This is a genomic window from Microbacterium sp. (assembly GCF_036277215.1).
Lineage (GTDB): Bacteria > Actinomycetota > Actinomycetes > Actinomycetales > Microbacteriaceae > Microbacterium.
In genome coordinates, this window is sequence record NZ_DASUNI010000171.1 from 1 (window position 1) to 14,688 (window position 14,688).

17 protein-coding genes are annotated in these 14,688 nt (G+C 67.9%); 8 read left to right on the top strand and 9 right to left on the bottom strand.

Annotated features, from left to right (window positions below):
- Together VFX99_RS08815 and VFX99_RS08820 are read right to left on the bottom strand one after the other, a co-directional pair.
- A partial coding sequence (locus VFX99_RS08815) for a class I SAM-dependent methyltransferase (protein ID WP_329665925.1) occupies window positions 1–365 on the bottom strand: 365 nt, incomplete at its 3' end.
- Between the two features lie 121 nt (window positions 366–486).
- Window positions 487–1,572, bottom strand: coding sequence for an alpha/beta fold hydrolase (locus VFX99_RS08820; protein WP_329665926.1), 1,086 nt, complete (start codon window positions 1,570–1,572; stop codon window positions 487–489).
- 94 nt (window positions 1,573–1,666) lie between these two features.
- Between VFX99_RS08820 and VFX99_RS08825 the strand changes: the two genes are divergently transcribed.
- Window positions 1,667–2,404 (top strand): GAF and ANTAR domain-containing protein, encoded by a 738-nt coding sequence (locus VFX99_RS08825; RefSeq protein WP_329665927.1) that lies wholly within the window; start codon window positions 1,667–1,669, stop codon window positions 2,402–2,404.
- Between the two features lie 62 nt (window positions 2,405–2,466).
- Here the strand turns inward: VFX99_RS08825 and VFX99_RS08830 are convergent, their stop codons facing one another.
- Entirely contained in the window at window positions 2,467–3,369 is a 903-nt protein-coding gene (locus VFX99_RS08830) for an alpha/beta hydrolase (RefSeq protein WP_329665928.1), read from the bottom strand.
- A gap of 86 nt (window positions 3,370–3,455) precedes the next feature.
- On the opposite strand from VFX99_RS08830, the gene VFX99_RS08835 reads away from it, so the two are divergent.
- Window positions 3,456–3,659 (top strand): hypothetical protein, encoded by a 204-nt coding sequence (locus VFX99_RS08835; RefSeq protein WP_329665929.1) that lies wholly within the window; start codon window positions 3,456–3,458, stop codon window positions 3,657–3,659.
- A 78-nt stretch (window positions 3,660–3,737) separates the two neighbouring features.
- Here the strand turns inward: VFX99_RS08835 and VFX99_RS08840 are convergent, their stop codons facing one another.
- From VFX99_RS08840 to VFX99_RS08855, 4 genes are all read right to left on the bottom strand, one after another.
- Window positions 3,738–4,160: an ester cyclase gene (locus tag VFX99_RS08840; RefSeq protein WP_329665930.1), complete on the bottom strand. Its 423-nt coding sequence runs from the start codon at window positions 4,158–4,160 to the stop codon at window positions 3,738–3,740.
- A 166-nt stretch (window positions 4,161–4,326) separates the two neighbouring features.
- Window positions 4,327–4,752, bottom strand: coding sequence for a group 1 truncated hemoglobin (locus VFX99_RS08845; protein ID WP_329665931.1), 426 nt, complete (start codon window positions 4,750–4,752; stop codon window positions 4,327–4,329).
- Between the two features lie 113 nt (window positions 4,753–4,865).
- Window positions 4,866–5,669: an MBL fold metallo-hydrolase gene (locus VFX99_RS08850; RefSeq protein WP_329665932.1), complete on the bottom strand. Its 804-nt coding sequence runs from the start codon at window positions 5,667–5,669 to the stop codon at window positions 4,866–4,868.
- Between the two features lie 41 nt (window positions 5,670–5,710).
- Window positions 5,711–6,550 carry an EamA family transporter gene (locus tag VFX99_RS08855; protein WP_329665933.1) on the bottom strand — a complete coding sequence of 280 codons (840 nt, stop codon included), beginning with the start codon at window positions 6,548–6,550 and terminating at the stop codon, window positions 5,711–5,713.
- 83 nt (window positions 6,551–6,633) lie between these two features.
- On the opposite strand from VFX99_RS08855, the gene VFX99_RS08860 reads away from it, so the two are divergent.
- The 3 genes from VFX99_RS08860 (at window position 6,634) to VFX99_RS08870 (ending at window position 9,000) form a co-directional block, all read left to right on the top strand.
- Window positions 6,634–8,055, top strand: a complete 1,422-nt coding sequence (locus VFX99_RS08860) for a PLP-dependent aminotransferase family protein (RefSeq protein WP_329665934.1) — start codon at window positions 6,634–6,636, stop codon at window positions 8,053–8,055.
- 10 nt (window positions 8,056–8,065) lie between these two features.
- Entirely contained in the window at window positions 8,066–8,413 is a 348-nt protein-coding gene (locus VFX99_RS08865; protein WP_329665935.1) for a VOC family protein, read from the top strand.
- 92 nt (window positions 8,414–8,505) lie between these two features.
- Window positions 8,506–9,000: an AAA family ATPase gene (locus VFX99_RS08870; protein WP_329665936.1), complete on the top strand. Its 495-nt coding sequence runs from the start codon at window positions 8,506–8,508 to the stop codon at window positions 8,998–9,000.
- A 63-nt stretch (window positions 9,001–9,063) separates the two neighbouring features.
- On the opposite strand, the gene VFX99_RS08875 is transcribed toward VFX99_RS08870, so the two are convergent.
- Both VFX99_RS08875 and VFX99_RS08880 read right to left on the bottom strand, forming a co-directional pair.
- Window positions 9,064–9,585 carry a DUF1697 domain-containing protein gene (locus VFX99_RS08875; RefSeq protein ID WP_329665937.1) on the bottom strand — a complete coding sequence of 174 codons (522 nt, stop codon included), beginning with the start codon at window positions 9,583–9,585 and terminating at the stop codon, window positions 9,064–9,066.
- 25 nt (window positions 9,586–9,610) lie between these two features.
- The gene (locus VFX99_RS08880) at window positions 9,611–9,994 is read right to left on the bottom strand and encodes a RidA family protein (protein ID WP_329665938.1); all 384 of its coding nucleotides are present in this window, start codon (window positions 9,992–9,994) and stop codon (window positions 9,611–9,613) included.
- 110 nt (window positions 9,995–10,104) lie between these two features.
- On the opposite strand from VFX99_RS08880, the gene VFX99_RS08885 reads away from it, so the two are divergent.
- From VFX99_RS08885 to VFX99_RS08895, 3 genes are all read left to right on the top strand, one after another.
- Window positions 10,105–12,732 (top strand): ATP-binding protein, encoded by a 2,628-nt coding sequence (locus VFX99_RS08885; protein WP_329665939.1) that lies wholly within the window; start codon window positions 10,105–10,107, stop codon window positions 12,730–12,732.
- A 133-nt stretch (window positions 12,733–12,865) separates the two neighbouring features.
- A complete protein-coding gene (locus VFX99_RS08890; protein WP_329665940.1) occupies window positions 12,866–13,150 on the top strand; it encodes a DUF427 domain-containing protein in 285 nt (94 codons plus the stop codon).
- 214 nt (window positions 13,151–13,364) lie between these two features.
- Complete coding sequence (locus tag VFX99_RS08895; protein ID WP_329665941.1) at window positions 13,365–14,363, top strand: DUF5074 domain-containing protein; 999 nt, start codon at window positions 13,365–13,367, stop codon at window positions 14,361–14,363.
- Window positions 14,364–14,688 lie beyond the last annotated feature (325 nt).

Below are 14,688 nucleotides of genomic sequence, written 5' to 3' on the forward strand. Positions count from 1 at the left end.
AAGTCGGCGTCACCGAACGGGAGTGCTTCGGCATCCGCTGTCTGCCAGGTCAGCTCGACTCCCTGCGCCTCGGCGGCGGCATGTCCGACATCGAGGAGCTCGGGCGTGAGATCGGTGGCGACGACCTGCGCGCCGCGGCGCGCCGACGGGATCGCCGACGTGCCGGTGCCGGCGGCCACATCGAGGACGCGCTGGCCGGGCCGGACGTCGATCGCATCCACGAGGATGCCTCCGAGCGTGTGGACGACTTCGTCGACGACGGTGGGGTAGCTTCCGCTCGCCCACATCGCGGCGTGCTTCGCCTTCAGCGCGCGGTCCTCGTCAGTAGCGGTGACGGTCCAGGTGTTGCTGGTAAAGGATGACATCTGATTCCTCCGGTTGTGGTTGGTGTCACCACCGTAGGAATCGCGCACGCCTCGTCACATCGGCGCTGACGCGCAAAGGAACGCGCGCTGTCGAGGGCTGCTGGCGGCTGACGCGTACGCGTTACGCGCTGGACAACAGGCGGGCGACGGCGGCGGTGCGTGCCGTCCGTCCGCTCAGGCCGAGCTTCGCGTACGCATTCTGCAGGTGGCGCTCGACGGTGCGTATCGAGAGGAACAGCTCGGCCGCGATCGCATCGTTGTCGTACCCGGCGGCTGCGAGGCGCAGGATGTCGAGTTCTCGCGGTGAGATCAGCGCGGCGACGTCGTCAGCGACCTCGGCGGTGCTCTGGCGGTCGGGCTCCATGAACTCCGTGACTTCGTGCATGAACGCCGGCCACGCCGGCTCGTCGGCGAGGACGATGTGGTTGTTGCTGTCGAGCCCGACGAGCCGCGCGCCGTGGATGTTCGCGGCGAGGTGCCGGGCGTGGTGGAACTCGTTCATCTGATCGCCGCGGCTGTGGATGACGAGCGTCGGAAGGTCCAACTCGCGCAGCCGCCACGTCGAGTCGGTGACCTGTCGCTGCGCGCGCGAGAGAACCGCGGTCTCGGTGTCGCAGGCGCGCCGCTGCAGGTCGTCGAGCCACCGCATCTGCTCCTCGGTGCCGCCCGGGATCATCATGCTGCTGAAGACTCGGCGGAACTCGGACGTCGGACGGGCCCATCCGACCTTGATCAGCGCCTCGAAGGCGGCGAGCATTTCGAGCTCCTCCGGCGTGGCCACCGCCCGCGCCCCCGCATAGCTCCCGTAGAACATCAACCGGGTGAGTCGTTCCGGATGCCGGGCGGCGTACTCGATTGCGACAGGCCCTCCCTGCGCCATCGCCATCAGCGCGAAGCGGTCCAGTCCGGCGTCCTCCACGACCGCCTCGAGATCGGCGACCCGCGCCTCCAGGCTGTGGTCGGTGACACCCCGGTCGGAGAGCCCGTGACCGCGTTCGTCGTAGCGGATGACAGTCGCGACCTTGCCGAGTTCGACGAGGTAGTGGCGCCACACCGGGCTCTCCCAGTCGAACTGGAGGTGACTCAGCCAGCAGGCGTCGATCAGCAGCGGCGGCCCCGACCCGTGCACGGCGTATGCGATCCCGACCCCGTCGGCCGAGCGTGCGAAGCGGATGTCCTGCACGACATCGGCTCTCAGCGGCTCCACGCCGACATCATAGGAGCACCGCGCGGTCCGCACACCTGTACCACTCAACCGAGGTCCACCCCCACCCGGAGCGCGCCCGGTCGTAGACTGAATCATGCGCACGCGCGAGGACCGCCTGCTGCGGACCGTCTCAACTCTGGCCGACTCGCTCGTTGACGATTTCGACGTCGTCGAACTGCTTCAGACCCTCGTCGAGGACTGCACGAGCCTGTTCGACGCCGCCGCGGCGGGCATCCTTCTGGCCGGCTCCAACGAGGAGCTGGATGTGATCGTCTCAACCGACGCGCGCAGTCAGTTCATCGGGCTGATGCAGCTGCGTGCCGGTGAAGGTCCGTGCGTGGAGGCCGTCAGCACCGGCAAGGTCGTCTCCGTCGCAGACCTCGACAGCGCCGCCGACCGCTGGCCCGTCTTCGCCGCCGATGCCCGCCAGTCGGGATACGGGTCAGTACATGCCATTCCCATGAGATCCCGCGCCTGGACCATCGGCTCACTCAACCTGTTCCGCGACAGCATCGGCGAACTCAACGAGCCCGACGCGGTCGCCGCGAGGACGCTCGCCGACATCGCCACGATCAGCATCCTGCAGCACCGTCTCATCGAAGAATCGACGATCGCCCAGAGCCAGCTGCAGCGAGCGCTCGACAGCCGCGTCGTCATCGAACAGGCGAAGGGATACATCGCGCAACGGCACGACGTCGACATGGATGCCGCGTTCCACCTGATGCGCAGCTACGCGCGCTCCACGCAGACTCGACTCAGTGAGGTAGCCGCACGGATCGTCGGCGGCGAGCTCACTCTGCAACCGGCCGGCGGGGGCGCCGCAGTCGCCTGACTCGGAGGTCCGGCGACCATCATCAGCCCGCTCTCGGGGCCGGGTGGATGCCGTGCGACCCGTCATCCCTCGTCACGCAGCCAGTTGACGACGTAAGCCGGAGCCGTGTCCACGGCCTCGAGACCGAACGCGACATGCGATCCGTCCATCCAGTACAGCTCGGAGCCGCTGATGCGCGTGTGGGCGTACTCGGCGTTGGCCGGAGGAGCCGTCTTGTCCGCGCGGCCGTGCACGATCAACGTCGGACACGCGATGCGCTCCAGCGGTGCGGGGGTGAACACCCTGAAGTCGTTGTTCATGCCCGAGCGTCGTCGTGCGGAGCCGAGAGACGCGCGCAGCGTGGCCTCCAGCGCCGCTGACCTGCCCGGGATCGCCGCGAGCTTCGCGGCGCGTTCTGCGGCGACGGCATTGGTGTCGCTGCCGGCGACCCGGAACAGCGCGGCCAGGGTTGGCCGCGTCGCATGCCTCAGGAGCCAGAGGTTCGCCCTGGCGAAGATGTCACGGGCGAGCAGGCGTGATGCCATGCCCGGAATGGGACCGGGAATGCAGATGCTGTCGACTTGGACGAGCTTGCTGACCCGGTCGGGATGCCGGGCGGCGAGCTCGTAGGTTGCCGGCCCGCCGCCTGAGACGGCGAGAACCCTGACGCGATCGATACCGAGCGCGTCGAGCAGAGCCGCCAGCGCATCGCCCTGCTGCACGAAGGTGCGTCCCGTGGACAGCGGCGTTCCCAGGCACCCGGGTCGGCTCGGCGCGATGATCCGAAACCCATTCACCCGAAGGAACTCGCCCGCCACCAGACCCTGGTCCCATCCGCCCAGCGTGCCGTGGACGACCAGAACCCGCTCGCCGCTGCCGCGCTCGGCGTATTCGACCGGTCCAGCAGCCGTCGACACGGTCTGCGGCGTCTCCCGCATGCATGCGCGGTAGTCCTCCGGCGTGGGCAGGATCGGCGCGTCGGCCATGATCAACTATGGCAACCGCGACGCTCCGCGACCAGAGTGGCAGCGCCGGCCATCCTGTCGATCGAGCCCGGAACTATGGTGGTGCCGTGAAGCGAATCTGGCCGTTCCTCATCCCCGGCATCGTCCTGAGCGCGGTGGGGCTGGTGTGGACCCTGCAGGGTTTCAACGTGCTGGGCGGTTCGGTGATGAGCGGTTCGTCCCTGTGGGCCACGATCGGCCCGATCGTCCTCCTGGCCGGACTGGTGCTGATCGGCATCGCGATCGCGATCTCCCGGCGCCGCCGGACGTGAGACGACCAGGAGGGCCGCGATCCCGAGCGCGGCCGTTTTCCTGGACTGCGCGGCGGCTCCCCGTGCGTGCGCCGGTGGTCAGCCGGCGAGTGGGAGGACGCCGAGCTGTCGGTAGAGCCCCAGGCTGTCGTACTCGACCCAGTCTTCGGCGAGCTTGTCATCGGCGAAGCGGCCGATGATGACCGCCGTCCATTCCGCCTTCTTGCCGGTCGCCGCGATCCCGGCCCAGTCACCGCGCTGGGTTCCGCTCCAGTGACCCCGCCAGACGCCCCGGTCGCCGGAGAAGAACAGATCATCGAGCGTGTAGGTGATATCCGGAAACGCCGTGAAGAAGTCCGCCATCGCCGCCCGCCACGCCGGCAGTCCGCGCAGCGTCTCCTGGCCCATCCAATGCGACGAGAGGTCCTCGCTCCAGTACGCTCCCAGATCGTCGAGTTCATGCCGATTGAAGACGGCCTCGACATAGGCCCGGATCAACGTCTCGTGTGACGATACTGACACGGCAGGGCTCCCTGAACTGGTGCGGCGGCGCGCGGGATTCCGTCTGGTCCTCCAGGGTGGCCCTCGCAGGCGACCGCGTCAACGAGGGTGTGCCGACTCCGCGCCGTGCTGGAGGCCGCGTGACCGGTTCCGGAGCGAAGGATGCGCCGACGGTCGGGGCGGTGGTTCAGGCCGCGTAACCTCGGGTCACTTCGTCCTTGTGAGCCGCGAACGCGGCCAGCACCTCGCCCTTCTCCTGAGCAGGCACGCCGACGGCATCGAGCGTACGAGCCAGTTCGGCCGCCACCTCGTCGAATTCTTCCGGCGCGATGCGGAGGCTGCGATGAGCTTCCTCGAGACCGAGTATGGTGCTCCCCGGCACCGTCGGCGTGTACTGGAAGGGCCCGCCCGCCACATTGCACACCCACAGGGTGCGCATGAACTTCAGGCCGGGGAGGCGGCCCAGGTTCTGGGTGTGCCACTCGCGCAGCGCCGGATTGCGGGATCGCTGACCGACGATCGGATTCTGCACCACCGCATCGCTGAAATGGTCGACGACGGCGGCGATGGCGAAGACGCCGCCGAGCCGTTCGTAGAGGCTCTGCTCGGACATGGCCGATCTCCCTTGATCCCGTTGCCCCGATACACGCGAGGTGGACCATTCTAAAAACAGATTCCTTATTTATACAAGCCCCGCACCTGACGGTCATTCGCGGAAGGCGTCTCTCATCGCTGTTCGGTGAGTCGCCGATGTTGCCAGGTGTGTACATCGGCCAGCCAGTCCAGGGGGGCGGTGGGGCCGATGCGTGGGTCATCGGGATCGCGGCCGTCCTGCAGGGCCTGCACGTACGCGCGGTCCAGATCGATCCGCTCACGAAGCTGTGCCGGGCCGCCGACGGACCCATGCCCGGGGATGACGGTGTCCACCCGGTCTGCGACGCTGTCGAACAGCTCCAGCGCGGCGAGATAGTCCCCGAGGGGGTCTGCAGCCTGCAGATCCAGGAACGGGATCAGGATGTCGGAGAGCATGTCGCCGGCCACCAGCACCCGGGCGTCCTCGATCAGCAGCGCGGCATGCCCCGGGGCGTGCGCGCGATGCTCCAGGACCCGCGCCGCGGGCCCGTCCCAGGGTACGAGTGATGTTCCGGCCGGGAGGGCGGTGATCTGCCCGAGCAGGTCCATCGGGATCTGATCCGCGTACTCCGGCGGCAGCCCCTCCGCGACCCGGTCCTGCCACCCCGGGTCCGCCAACACCTCCCGGATCGCCGCCGCACCCCGCGCCGTCCCGTACCGCGGCACGGTCCCGAAGGATTCGTGCCACAGCACGTGATCCCAATCCGGGTGCGTGGAGAACCCCGCGACCACCGTGACTCCGGACTCCCTCAGGTCACCGGCGAGACCCACCATCTCGGCACTCGTGATTCCCGGGTCGACCAGCAATACCCCCTCCGAACCTTGCACGACGCTCGAATTGCTCTGAATGAACTCGCTCTCGTGAATGAGCACTCCCTCAGCGATGGGATTCAACATGGGACGCCTTCCTTGGTCATGCATTGGTTGGCACTCGGCGGTCAGCCCAGCGCCATGGCGGCAACCGCGACGGTGCAGATGCCGATGCCCGCACGCTGTCCGATGGCGACACGCTCCTTGAGGAAGCCTGCCGCAAGCAGCACGGTGACCGCCGGGTAGAGCGAGGCCAGAACGCCCGTGATTCCTAGGCTGGTCACTCCGGTGGCGACCATGAAGGCGAAGGTGCCCAGCGCACCGAGCACGCCCGAGGCACTCCCCCAGCCGAGTACGCCGAGTGAGGGCCGCCAGGCCTGCTTGAGGCCGGCGGCGGTCAGTATCGTCAGCAACGCTCCGATCAGCTGGTTTGCAGCCAGCGGCAGCAGACCGGCGCCATCCGAGATCTGTGCCAGCGCGATGAACAGCACGCCGAAACCCAGGCCCGCGAGGATGCCGTCGACGAGGGCCCCGGGGGCGTCGGTCGGGCGATCCGACGTCGTGGTGCGCGAGACCAGCCAGATTCCGGGCAGAGCGACCAGCATCCCGATCCAGACCAGCCAACCCGGGCGCTCGCCGAAGGCGGCGCCCGCCAGCACGGGCAGCACCGCAGCGCCGACTGCCGAAATGGGTGCCACCAGACCCATTCGGCCCCGGGCGAGACCGCGATAGAGGAAGATGCTTCCGGTTGCCGAGCCGACTCCGGCCAGAAGCGCCCACGCGAAGTCCAGTGCGATGGGACTGCCGGGCAGTGTCAGCCCGGCGACGAGCATCACGATCGCGCCGGCGCCCTGCCCCACAAGCACGACCTGCCATGAGGAGTAGCGGCGTGAACCGACGCCGCCGATGAAGTCGGAGGCGCCATACGCCACCGCGGATGCGAGAGCCAGAAGGATGCCGATGTTCATGGCAACGACTCTGTCGCCGATGCGGTCTGGAATGAAGGTCCGCTTGCGCGCCCGATGAGTGGACCATTTGGTGTAATGGTGCCATGACTGTGACGTGGGGGCAGGGTGGGCCCGATCTCCTCGTGGCGCTGGACCGGGAAGCGGGCTCACTCGGGAGCCAGATCCAAGACCAGCTGCGTCAAGCTATTCGAGACCAGCGGCTCAGTCCCGGCGAGCGACTGCCATCGACGCGCCGACTCGCCGAACTGCTCGGAATCGCACGTGGCACGGTCGTCGAAGTCTACGAGCAACTGCTGGCCGAGGGTTACGTGGAATCCGCGGTCGGCTCGGGCACGCGGGTAGCCGTCATACCGTCGCCGGGCGCTATGGCCCAAAGGGCCTCTCGCGTCCCCTCGGCCCCGACCTCCTCGCCGCGGCCGGTCGACTTCGAGTACGGCATCCCGGACCTGCGCTCGGTACCGTTGACCGACTGGAGCTGGGCGATCTCGAAGGCGACGCAGACCCTCCCGACTGCGCAGCTGGGCGACGAAGATGCGGCCGGGTCGCGGCACCTGCGGGATGTCATCACGGCCTACCATCGTCGGGTCCGGGCGGGCTGCGCCACCGCCGAAGACGCGGTGGTCGTGTCCGGGTTTCGACAGGGGCTGACGTTCGCGCTCGCGACGCTGGCCCGACACGGGATACGCCGCATTGCACTCGAAGATCCCGGTCCGCGTGAGCACGACTTGATCGCCCAGCGTGCCGGCATGGAGCCGGTGCCGGTTCCGGTCGACGATCAGGGGCTGAACGTGGATCGACTGCGCGAGAGCGGGGCGCGAGCGGTGCTGTTGACACCGGCCCATCAATGTCCGACCGGTGTCGCTCTCGGCCCGTCGCGACGTCGCGATCTGATCGCTTGGGCGGACCAGGTCGACGGGGTGATTGTCGAGGACGATTACGACGCGGAGTTCAGATACGACCGTCAACCGGTCGGTTCCCTGCAGGGGTTGAACTCCGCCCGCGTGATCGCGCTCGGATCGGTCAGCAAGACGCTCGCGCCGGCGATCCGGCTGGGATGGGTGCTCGCACCACCGCAGTTCCTGCACGGGATCGTCAAGGAGAAGCACCTCAGCAGCCGAGGCGCGCCAGGTCTGGATCAAGAAGCGCTCGCGCTCCTGATGGAGACGGGCCGCTTCGATCGCCACCTGCGGCGCGTGAGAGAGATCTACCGGGCACGGCGGGACGTGCTGGCAGACGAGGTGGCGCATGCCTTCGGGCCGGGCAGGCTGCAGGGGCTTGCCGCCGGCTGCCACGCCATGCTGCTGCTGCCTACCGGATCATCCGAGCGTGCGGTTGCGCAGGCCGCGGCGAGCAGAGGCGTCCGGGTCAACCCTCTCGGCCACTACCGGTTCCAGACCGAAGACGCCGAACCGCTGCCTCCGGCTCTGGTACTCGGATTCGGCAATGTCACCGAGCAGGAGATCCGCCGTGGAATCCGCGGCATCGCCGAAGCGACCCGCGGGTAGCATCTCGTCCATGGTGGACTTGTTCGCGGGCTTCCCCGTCACCGACTACGACCGCTCCCTGCAGTGGTATCGGCGGCTGCTCGGTACCGAACCCAGCTTCTACCCGAACGACCGCGAGGCCGTCTGGGAGGTCGGTGCGCACTGCTACGTCTACTTCGAAGTGCTCCCCGAGCGGGCAGGCGGATCGCTCAGCATGCTCATGGTCGAAGACATCGACGCGACGGTGGCAGAAATCGCGGCGCGCGGCGTCGAGCCGCTCCGGATCGAGGAGTACGAGGAGGGCATGCGGAAGGTCGTCTTCCAGGACCCCGACGGCAACGAGCTCTCCTTCGGCGGATCGAGCGCGGCGGAGTCCTAGCGATCCGTTTGGGTCAACCGCCGTGTGGTCCCGACCGGCGAGAACACCGCCCGAACGCAGTAGCCTCATCCTCCGGGTGGGATTGGAAGCGTATGGATTCGAGAAGCGGCTCAGGTCGACCGCTGCTCATACTGTTCTGCGGTCTGCCCGGGTCGGGCAAGACGACCATCGCGCGCCAGCGAGAACGGGAGACGGGTGCGATCAGGTTCAGCACGGATGAATGGATGGCCGACCTCGGCGTCGATCCCTTCGATCAGGTCCGTGACCGCGTGCAAGAGCGACTCGACCGGCTGTGGAAGCAACTGCTCGAACAGGGGCAGAGCGTGATTGTGGAGGACGGCACGTGGAAGCGGAAGGAACGCGATCGCCTGCGCGAGGTCGCAAGTGAGTTGAACGCCTTCACTGAGATGCACTATTTCGACGTCGGGTTCGACGAGCTCTGGCGACGCCTCGAAGTCCGCAACGCCAACCCGGGCTACGGAACGGTCGCGATAACGAGGGAGTTGCTCGAGGAGTGCGTGCTCCGCTTGCAAGCACCCGACGAGGCCGAACTCTCGCTCTTCGATCGATGCGTCGTGCACGAGTAGCAGCGAGCCCAGACAACACACGACCACGTCGCACAGATGCAGGCATCCGATCTCCGCTCGCCGTCACGAACCGAAGCGGTCGATCAGCCGGACGAGCGTCGGCAGCCCGCGGGAGGTCGCTGGACCAGAGGTGAGGCTTTCGAGCAAGGGGGTCGCGTGGCCTTCGCCCTCGACGTCGTTGCGCACGAGTGCCCAGCCCGAGCCGGCGTCGACGATCCTGCACCGGTTGCGGTCCGCCTCGGCTTCGACATCCGGATCCTCGAGGTCGATCGTGCCGCCGCCGTGCAGGGTGAACTCGCGCCTTCGTGGCTCGTCCGCCCCGCCGTGCTTTTCGACAACGGAGACCACCGTGTCGAATGGGACCCAGAAGATGTCGCGCCCGACGCCCGACCGCGCTGCGATCGCCTGGGTGGCCGCGTCGAGGACTTTCCGAGGCGATCGCGACTCGAAGAGGACCGTGCCGTTGCTCTGGAAAGTCACTGCGTCGGGGCACCCGGCATCGGCGAAGCCTGCCAGGATGTCGATGGTCGACGGGTGACCGCGCTGACCCTGGTTGACGTTCCGCAAGAGCGCGACGCATCGCATGGTTGCCGCCGTGGGGTGCCTCGGCTCAGTCGTCGACGTGAGCTGTCATCATGATCGACACCAGGATGCCGGGCAACTCCGGGCCGAGTCTCGCGACAGCGCGAGCGGGCGGGTCGTCATGGAAGACCGCCGCGTACGCCTCGTTCATGCCTGCGAAATCCGCCGGGTGGGCAAGCAGCACCGTGACCAGGGCCACGTCGTCGAGCGAACATCCTCCCGCCACGAGGATGGACTCGCAGTTGCGCAGCGCCTGCCGGGTCTGTTCCTGAATCGACGCACCGGCGAGCTCGCCGGTTTTCGGATCGACCCCGACCATTCCCGACACGTGGATCGTCGATCCGACTCGAACGCCCTGACTGTAGAGCACGGAGCTCGGTGCATCGCCCGTGGCGATGATCTGCCTCGTCATGCACGGGAGCATACGCCCGCAGGTCCCGTGATGGACGGCGATCGGCAAGAGCCCCACAATGGCACCATGCAGTCCATGCGAAGGCATCCGGGGCAGCCGACGAGGACGCCGTGACGGAACGTGACAGCGTCCCGATGATCCGTACGCCGGATCAACGGCTGCGCATCTTCGTCAGCTCCACCCTGAAGGAGCTGGAGCCCGAGCGTCGCGCGGTGCGCACCGCGATCGAAAGACTGCGGCTCGCCCCGGTGATGTTCGAGCTCGGGTCCCGGCCGCATCCGCCGCGACAGCTGTATCGCGCCTACCTCCAGCAGAGCGACGTGTTCGTCGGCGTGTACTGGCAGGAGTACGGATGGATCGCACCGGGCGAGGAGATCTCCGGACTCGAGGACGAGTACCGCCTCGCGCCGCGCGAGATGCCGAAGCTCATCTACGTCAAGCGGGCGGCCGAGCGCGAGCCGCGCCTGGCCGAGCTGATGGCGAGGGTGCGCAGCGACGACACGACGTCGTACACGCCGTTCTCGACAGAGGAGGAGCTTGCCGAGCTCGTGACGGCCGACCTCGCGACGCTCCTCGCCGAGCGTTTCGATGCGTCGCGCACTGCGGTGGCACCCTCGGTCGAGGCCATACCCGCTGGCCGCATTCCGGCACCGTTCTCAGACGCGATCGGCCGGGAGCGCGACCTCGCGACTCTGCTCGCGTGGCTCGGCGACGACGCCCACCGGCTCGTCACGCTCGTGGGTCCGGGCGGCATCGGCAAGAGCCGACTCGCGATCGAGGTCGCCCGCAATGCCGGCGAGCGCTTCGACCGCGTGACGTTCGTGTCGCTGGCGCAGGTGCGCGACCCCGGCGAAGTGCTCGGCGCGATCGCGCGGGAACTCGGAGTCCGCGATACGGGCGGTGCGCCGGTGAGCGAGCAGCTGGGCATCGCGCGTGCCGGCCGACGAGACCTCATCGTGCTCGACAATTTCGAGCAGATCGTCGACGCCGCGTCCGACGTCGTCTCGCTCCTCACCGACCTGCCGGGGGCCACTTTCCTCGTGACCAGCCGGGTCCGGCTGCGAGTGCGCAGCGAACAGGTCTTCGACGTCGAACCGCTCGGCCTGCCACCGGATCCGTCGCAGGCATCCATCCAGGCCATCCTCGAAGCGCCCGCCGTCCAGTTGTTCCGCGACCGCGCCCGCTCCGCCGACCCGCGGTTCGACGTGACCGATGACAACGCCGAAGACGTGGCTCGCATCTGCCTGGCGCTCGAAGGCGTTCCACTCGCGATCGAGCTCGCCGCCGCTCGCATCCGCGCACTCACCCCCGCCGCCATGCTGGGGCGGCTCGACCGGATGCTGCCGCTGCTGGTCACCGCGGCGCGGGACGTGCCCGAGCGCCAGCAGACGATCCGAGCGACCGTCGAATGGAGCATCGACCTGCTGGGCGCCGATGCGCGCGCTCTCTTCGAGCGGCTCGGGGTGTTCTCGGGTGACTTCAGTCTCGACGCCGTCGAGGCCGTGACCGCCGACGAACCGTGGGCCGCCGACCTGCTCGACACGCTCCTCGAGCTCGTCGACGGCAGCCTTCTCCGTCAGCGCGAGCAGCACGAACTGCCGCTGTTCTCGATGCTCGTGCCGGTGCGCGAGATCGCGGCCGCACGCTTCGAGCTCGACCCGGATGCCGGGGCGGTGCGCCGCGCACATGCTGAGTACTACGTCCGCCTCGCCGGCGAGACCGAACTGCTCCTCCGGGGCGCGACGCAATCCGCCGCACTCGATCGGCTCGAGGCGGAACGTGACGACCTGCGAGCCGGATGCCGTCACCTGATCGCGGTCGGCGAAGTCGACGTCGTCGCCGATGTCGTGTGGCGCCTCTTCCTCTACTGGTGGATCCGGAGCCTGCTGCCGGAGGTGAAAGCGTGGATGGAGGCTCTTCTCGAGTCGGGCCAGCGGCTGTCGACCCGTGCCAGGGCGATAGCGCTGGCGTTCTCATCCTGGGTCGCGCTCTGGCAGCCCGACTCGGTGATCGACACCGAACGCATGGAGGAGTCGGTCGCCCTCTTCCGCACGATCGGGGACGAGTTCAGCGTGGGGTTGGCCCTCAGCATCGCCTCGCTCTCCTATACGTCGGCCACGCCTCCGGACCTCGGCCTCGCCGAGGAACGACAGCGTTCGGCGCTGGCGGTGGACGCCGCCCGACACGACGCGACTTTCCACTCGCTCTTCGAGAGTGTCCTCGGGCGCATCCTGCACCTGCGAGGGGACGCCGCCGGAGCCGTCGAGTGCTACAACCGTGCACGCGAGATCGCCGCACGAACCGGCGACGAATTCGCCGAGCGCATCGCACTCAACCAGATCGGGTGGTCGCGCATCGCGGCGGGTGAGCCGCAGCCTCAGCTGTTCACCCGCGCCCTCGAGCTCTCGCTTCGCCTGCGCAACGAGGATGGCGACGCTTACGCGCTCGAGGGACTCGCCGGATCGGCCGCTGTGGTCGGCGACGTCGAGCGCGCCGGCCTCCTGCTCGGTGCTGCCGAAGCGCTGCGCGCGCGCACGGGCCTCCACGAACAGCGCTCCTACGTGACCTACCAGTCGTTCGTCGACGCGGTCATCACCACCGAGCGCGCCGCCGAATTCGAAGCGGCGCGCGTCGTGGGCCGCCGGATGCCTCGACGAGCCGTACTGGAGATGGCGTTGAATCCTGAGACGGATGCCGCAACCACTGGCATCCCGCGGCCGTCGGGGTCGCCATCCTGAATGCTCACACCTCAGAGACCGGGTCCATTCATGGGAATGTTCCTGAACGGCGTGCGGTTGTCCACAGGACGGCGGCCATTCTCGGTCGCCGCACCGGTCATAGGGTCGTCGCGACCCGGCAGCAAAGGAACCCATGAAAGCCATCTGGAACGGAGCGGTCCTCGCAGAATCCGACGACACGGTCGTCGTGGAGGGAAATCACTACTTCCCGAAGGACTCGATCGACGATCGTCATTTCGTCTCGAGCGAGAACCGGACTGTATGCCACTGGAAGGGAACGGCGAACTATTTCCACGTGGAGGTAGACGGCAAGCGCAACCCCAATGCAGCCTGGTACTACCCGACTCCATCCGACGCCGCATCCGAGATCGCAGGTCACGTCGCCTTCTGGCACGGTGTCGAGGTCGTAGCCGCGTAGACAGCGGTCGGCTCGGCTGCTCAGCCGCCTCGCAGTCCATAACGTCGTGACGTGACCGCGAGCGACTCCGAGACCTGTCCGCGGCAGTGGCACCCCGTCAGGAGGGGTGACGCAGTGCGCGACCAGTGGACGGAGTCGTCGAGCCGTGCCTGGCGCCGGTGCGCAGCGCGATGGAGAATGTGCCATATTGTGCTCCGCTCGAGGCAGGAGAGACATGCGCCGTTCGATCGCCGTCGCCGTCCTGGTCGCCTCGCTGTTCACTGTCACCTCGTGCGCGGGCCCAGTCGCTGCGCCCTCGCCGACGGCGACTGCTGAGCCGCCGGACGTCGACATCGGCGACCTGGGAGCGGAGTCGATCACGGTCCAGCCCTTCGGAGACTTCCTGATGTCCTCAGGTGATCTGGTCTGGGTCTCCGGCGTCGCACCCGGCATCGTCGCATACGACGACGAGATGCACTCCGTTTTCGAGGTTGCCGCCGGCACGGTGTGGGCGGCGCTCGAGTTCGGGCACGGGTTCATCTGGGCCAGCGAGGCACCAGATGACGCCGATGCCACCACGCTGCTGCGGATCGATCCGGCCACCGGCGCCGCAACCCGATTCGGATTGCCGTCACCGGGGATCCCCGAGGAATCGTCGATCGCCGTCACGGAGGATGCGGTCTGGGCGATCATCCCTCCACAGGGCGCGAGCGGTTCCTGGACGCTCGTGGGAGTCGATCCGACATCGGGCGCAGTGCTCCGCACGCTTGACGTCGGTACTGACGCCCTCGCAGCCGTACGCGGCGGGTTCGGGTCGCTTTGGGTGTCCAGACCGACGGGGATGCTGGCACGGATCGATCCGGTCAGCGGCGACCTCCTCGCCGAGATCGAACTCGCCGCAAGCTCGACGTTTCTCGCGATCGGACCGGACGCGGTCTGGGTCATGAATCAGCGCGGTGATGTGTCCCGAGTGGACCCCGAGACGAACGAAGTCGTCGCGACGATCACGGCGAATCCGCGTGGGATCATCGGCGGCGACATCGTTGCCACAGCCGACACGGTGTGGGTCCAGGCGACCAGCCGCATCGGCGTTGAAATCGACCCCGCGACCAACGCAGTCGTCCAGCGCGTGGGTCCGGCGGAAGGGAGCGGCAGCGTCGCGATCACCGCTGACGGTGCGGTGTGGATCACCGCGCACGATGTGCTCAAGCTCTACCGGATTCCGCCGGATTAGGCCTGGCGCCCCCGAGACAAGTCCGGCACGGGGTGCTGATTCACCCGCAAGCGCCGACCCGAGAGGCACCACCACATGGGCGGCCACACCGGCGTTCCGCGGTTCGCCGGCGAAGACGCCGCTCGGTTCTTCGTACGGCACCTGAAGCGGGACTCGACCGAATGAACGTTCGCGGCAACTCTCGGAGTGGCGGCATCCGATGAGGATTAGGCAGCGCGTGCACACCGCGAGAGCATCTTTCCCATGGGATCGCCCGGCAAGACCCTCCTGCAACTGTGGACGCGCCTGCGCCCCTTGCCCGGTGGTACCTGGCTGTTCTCCCGGA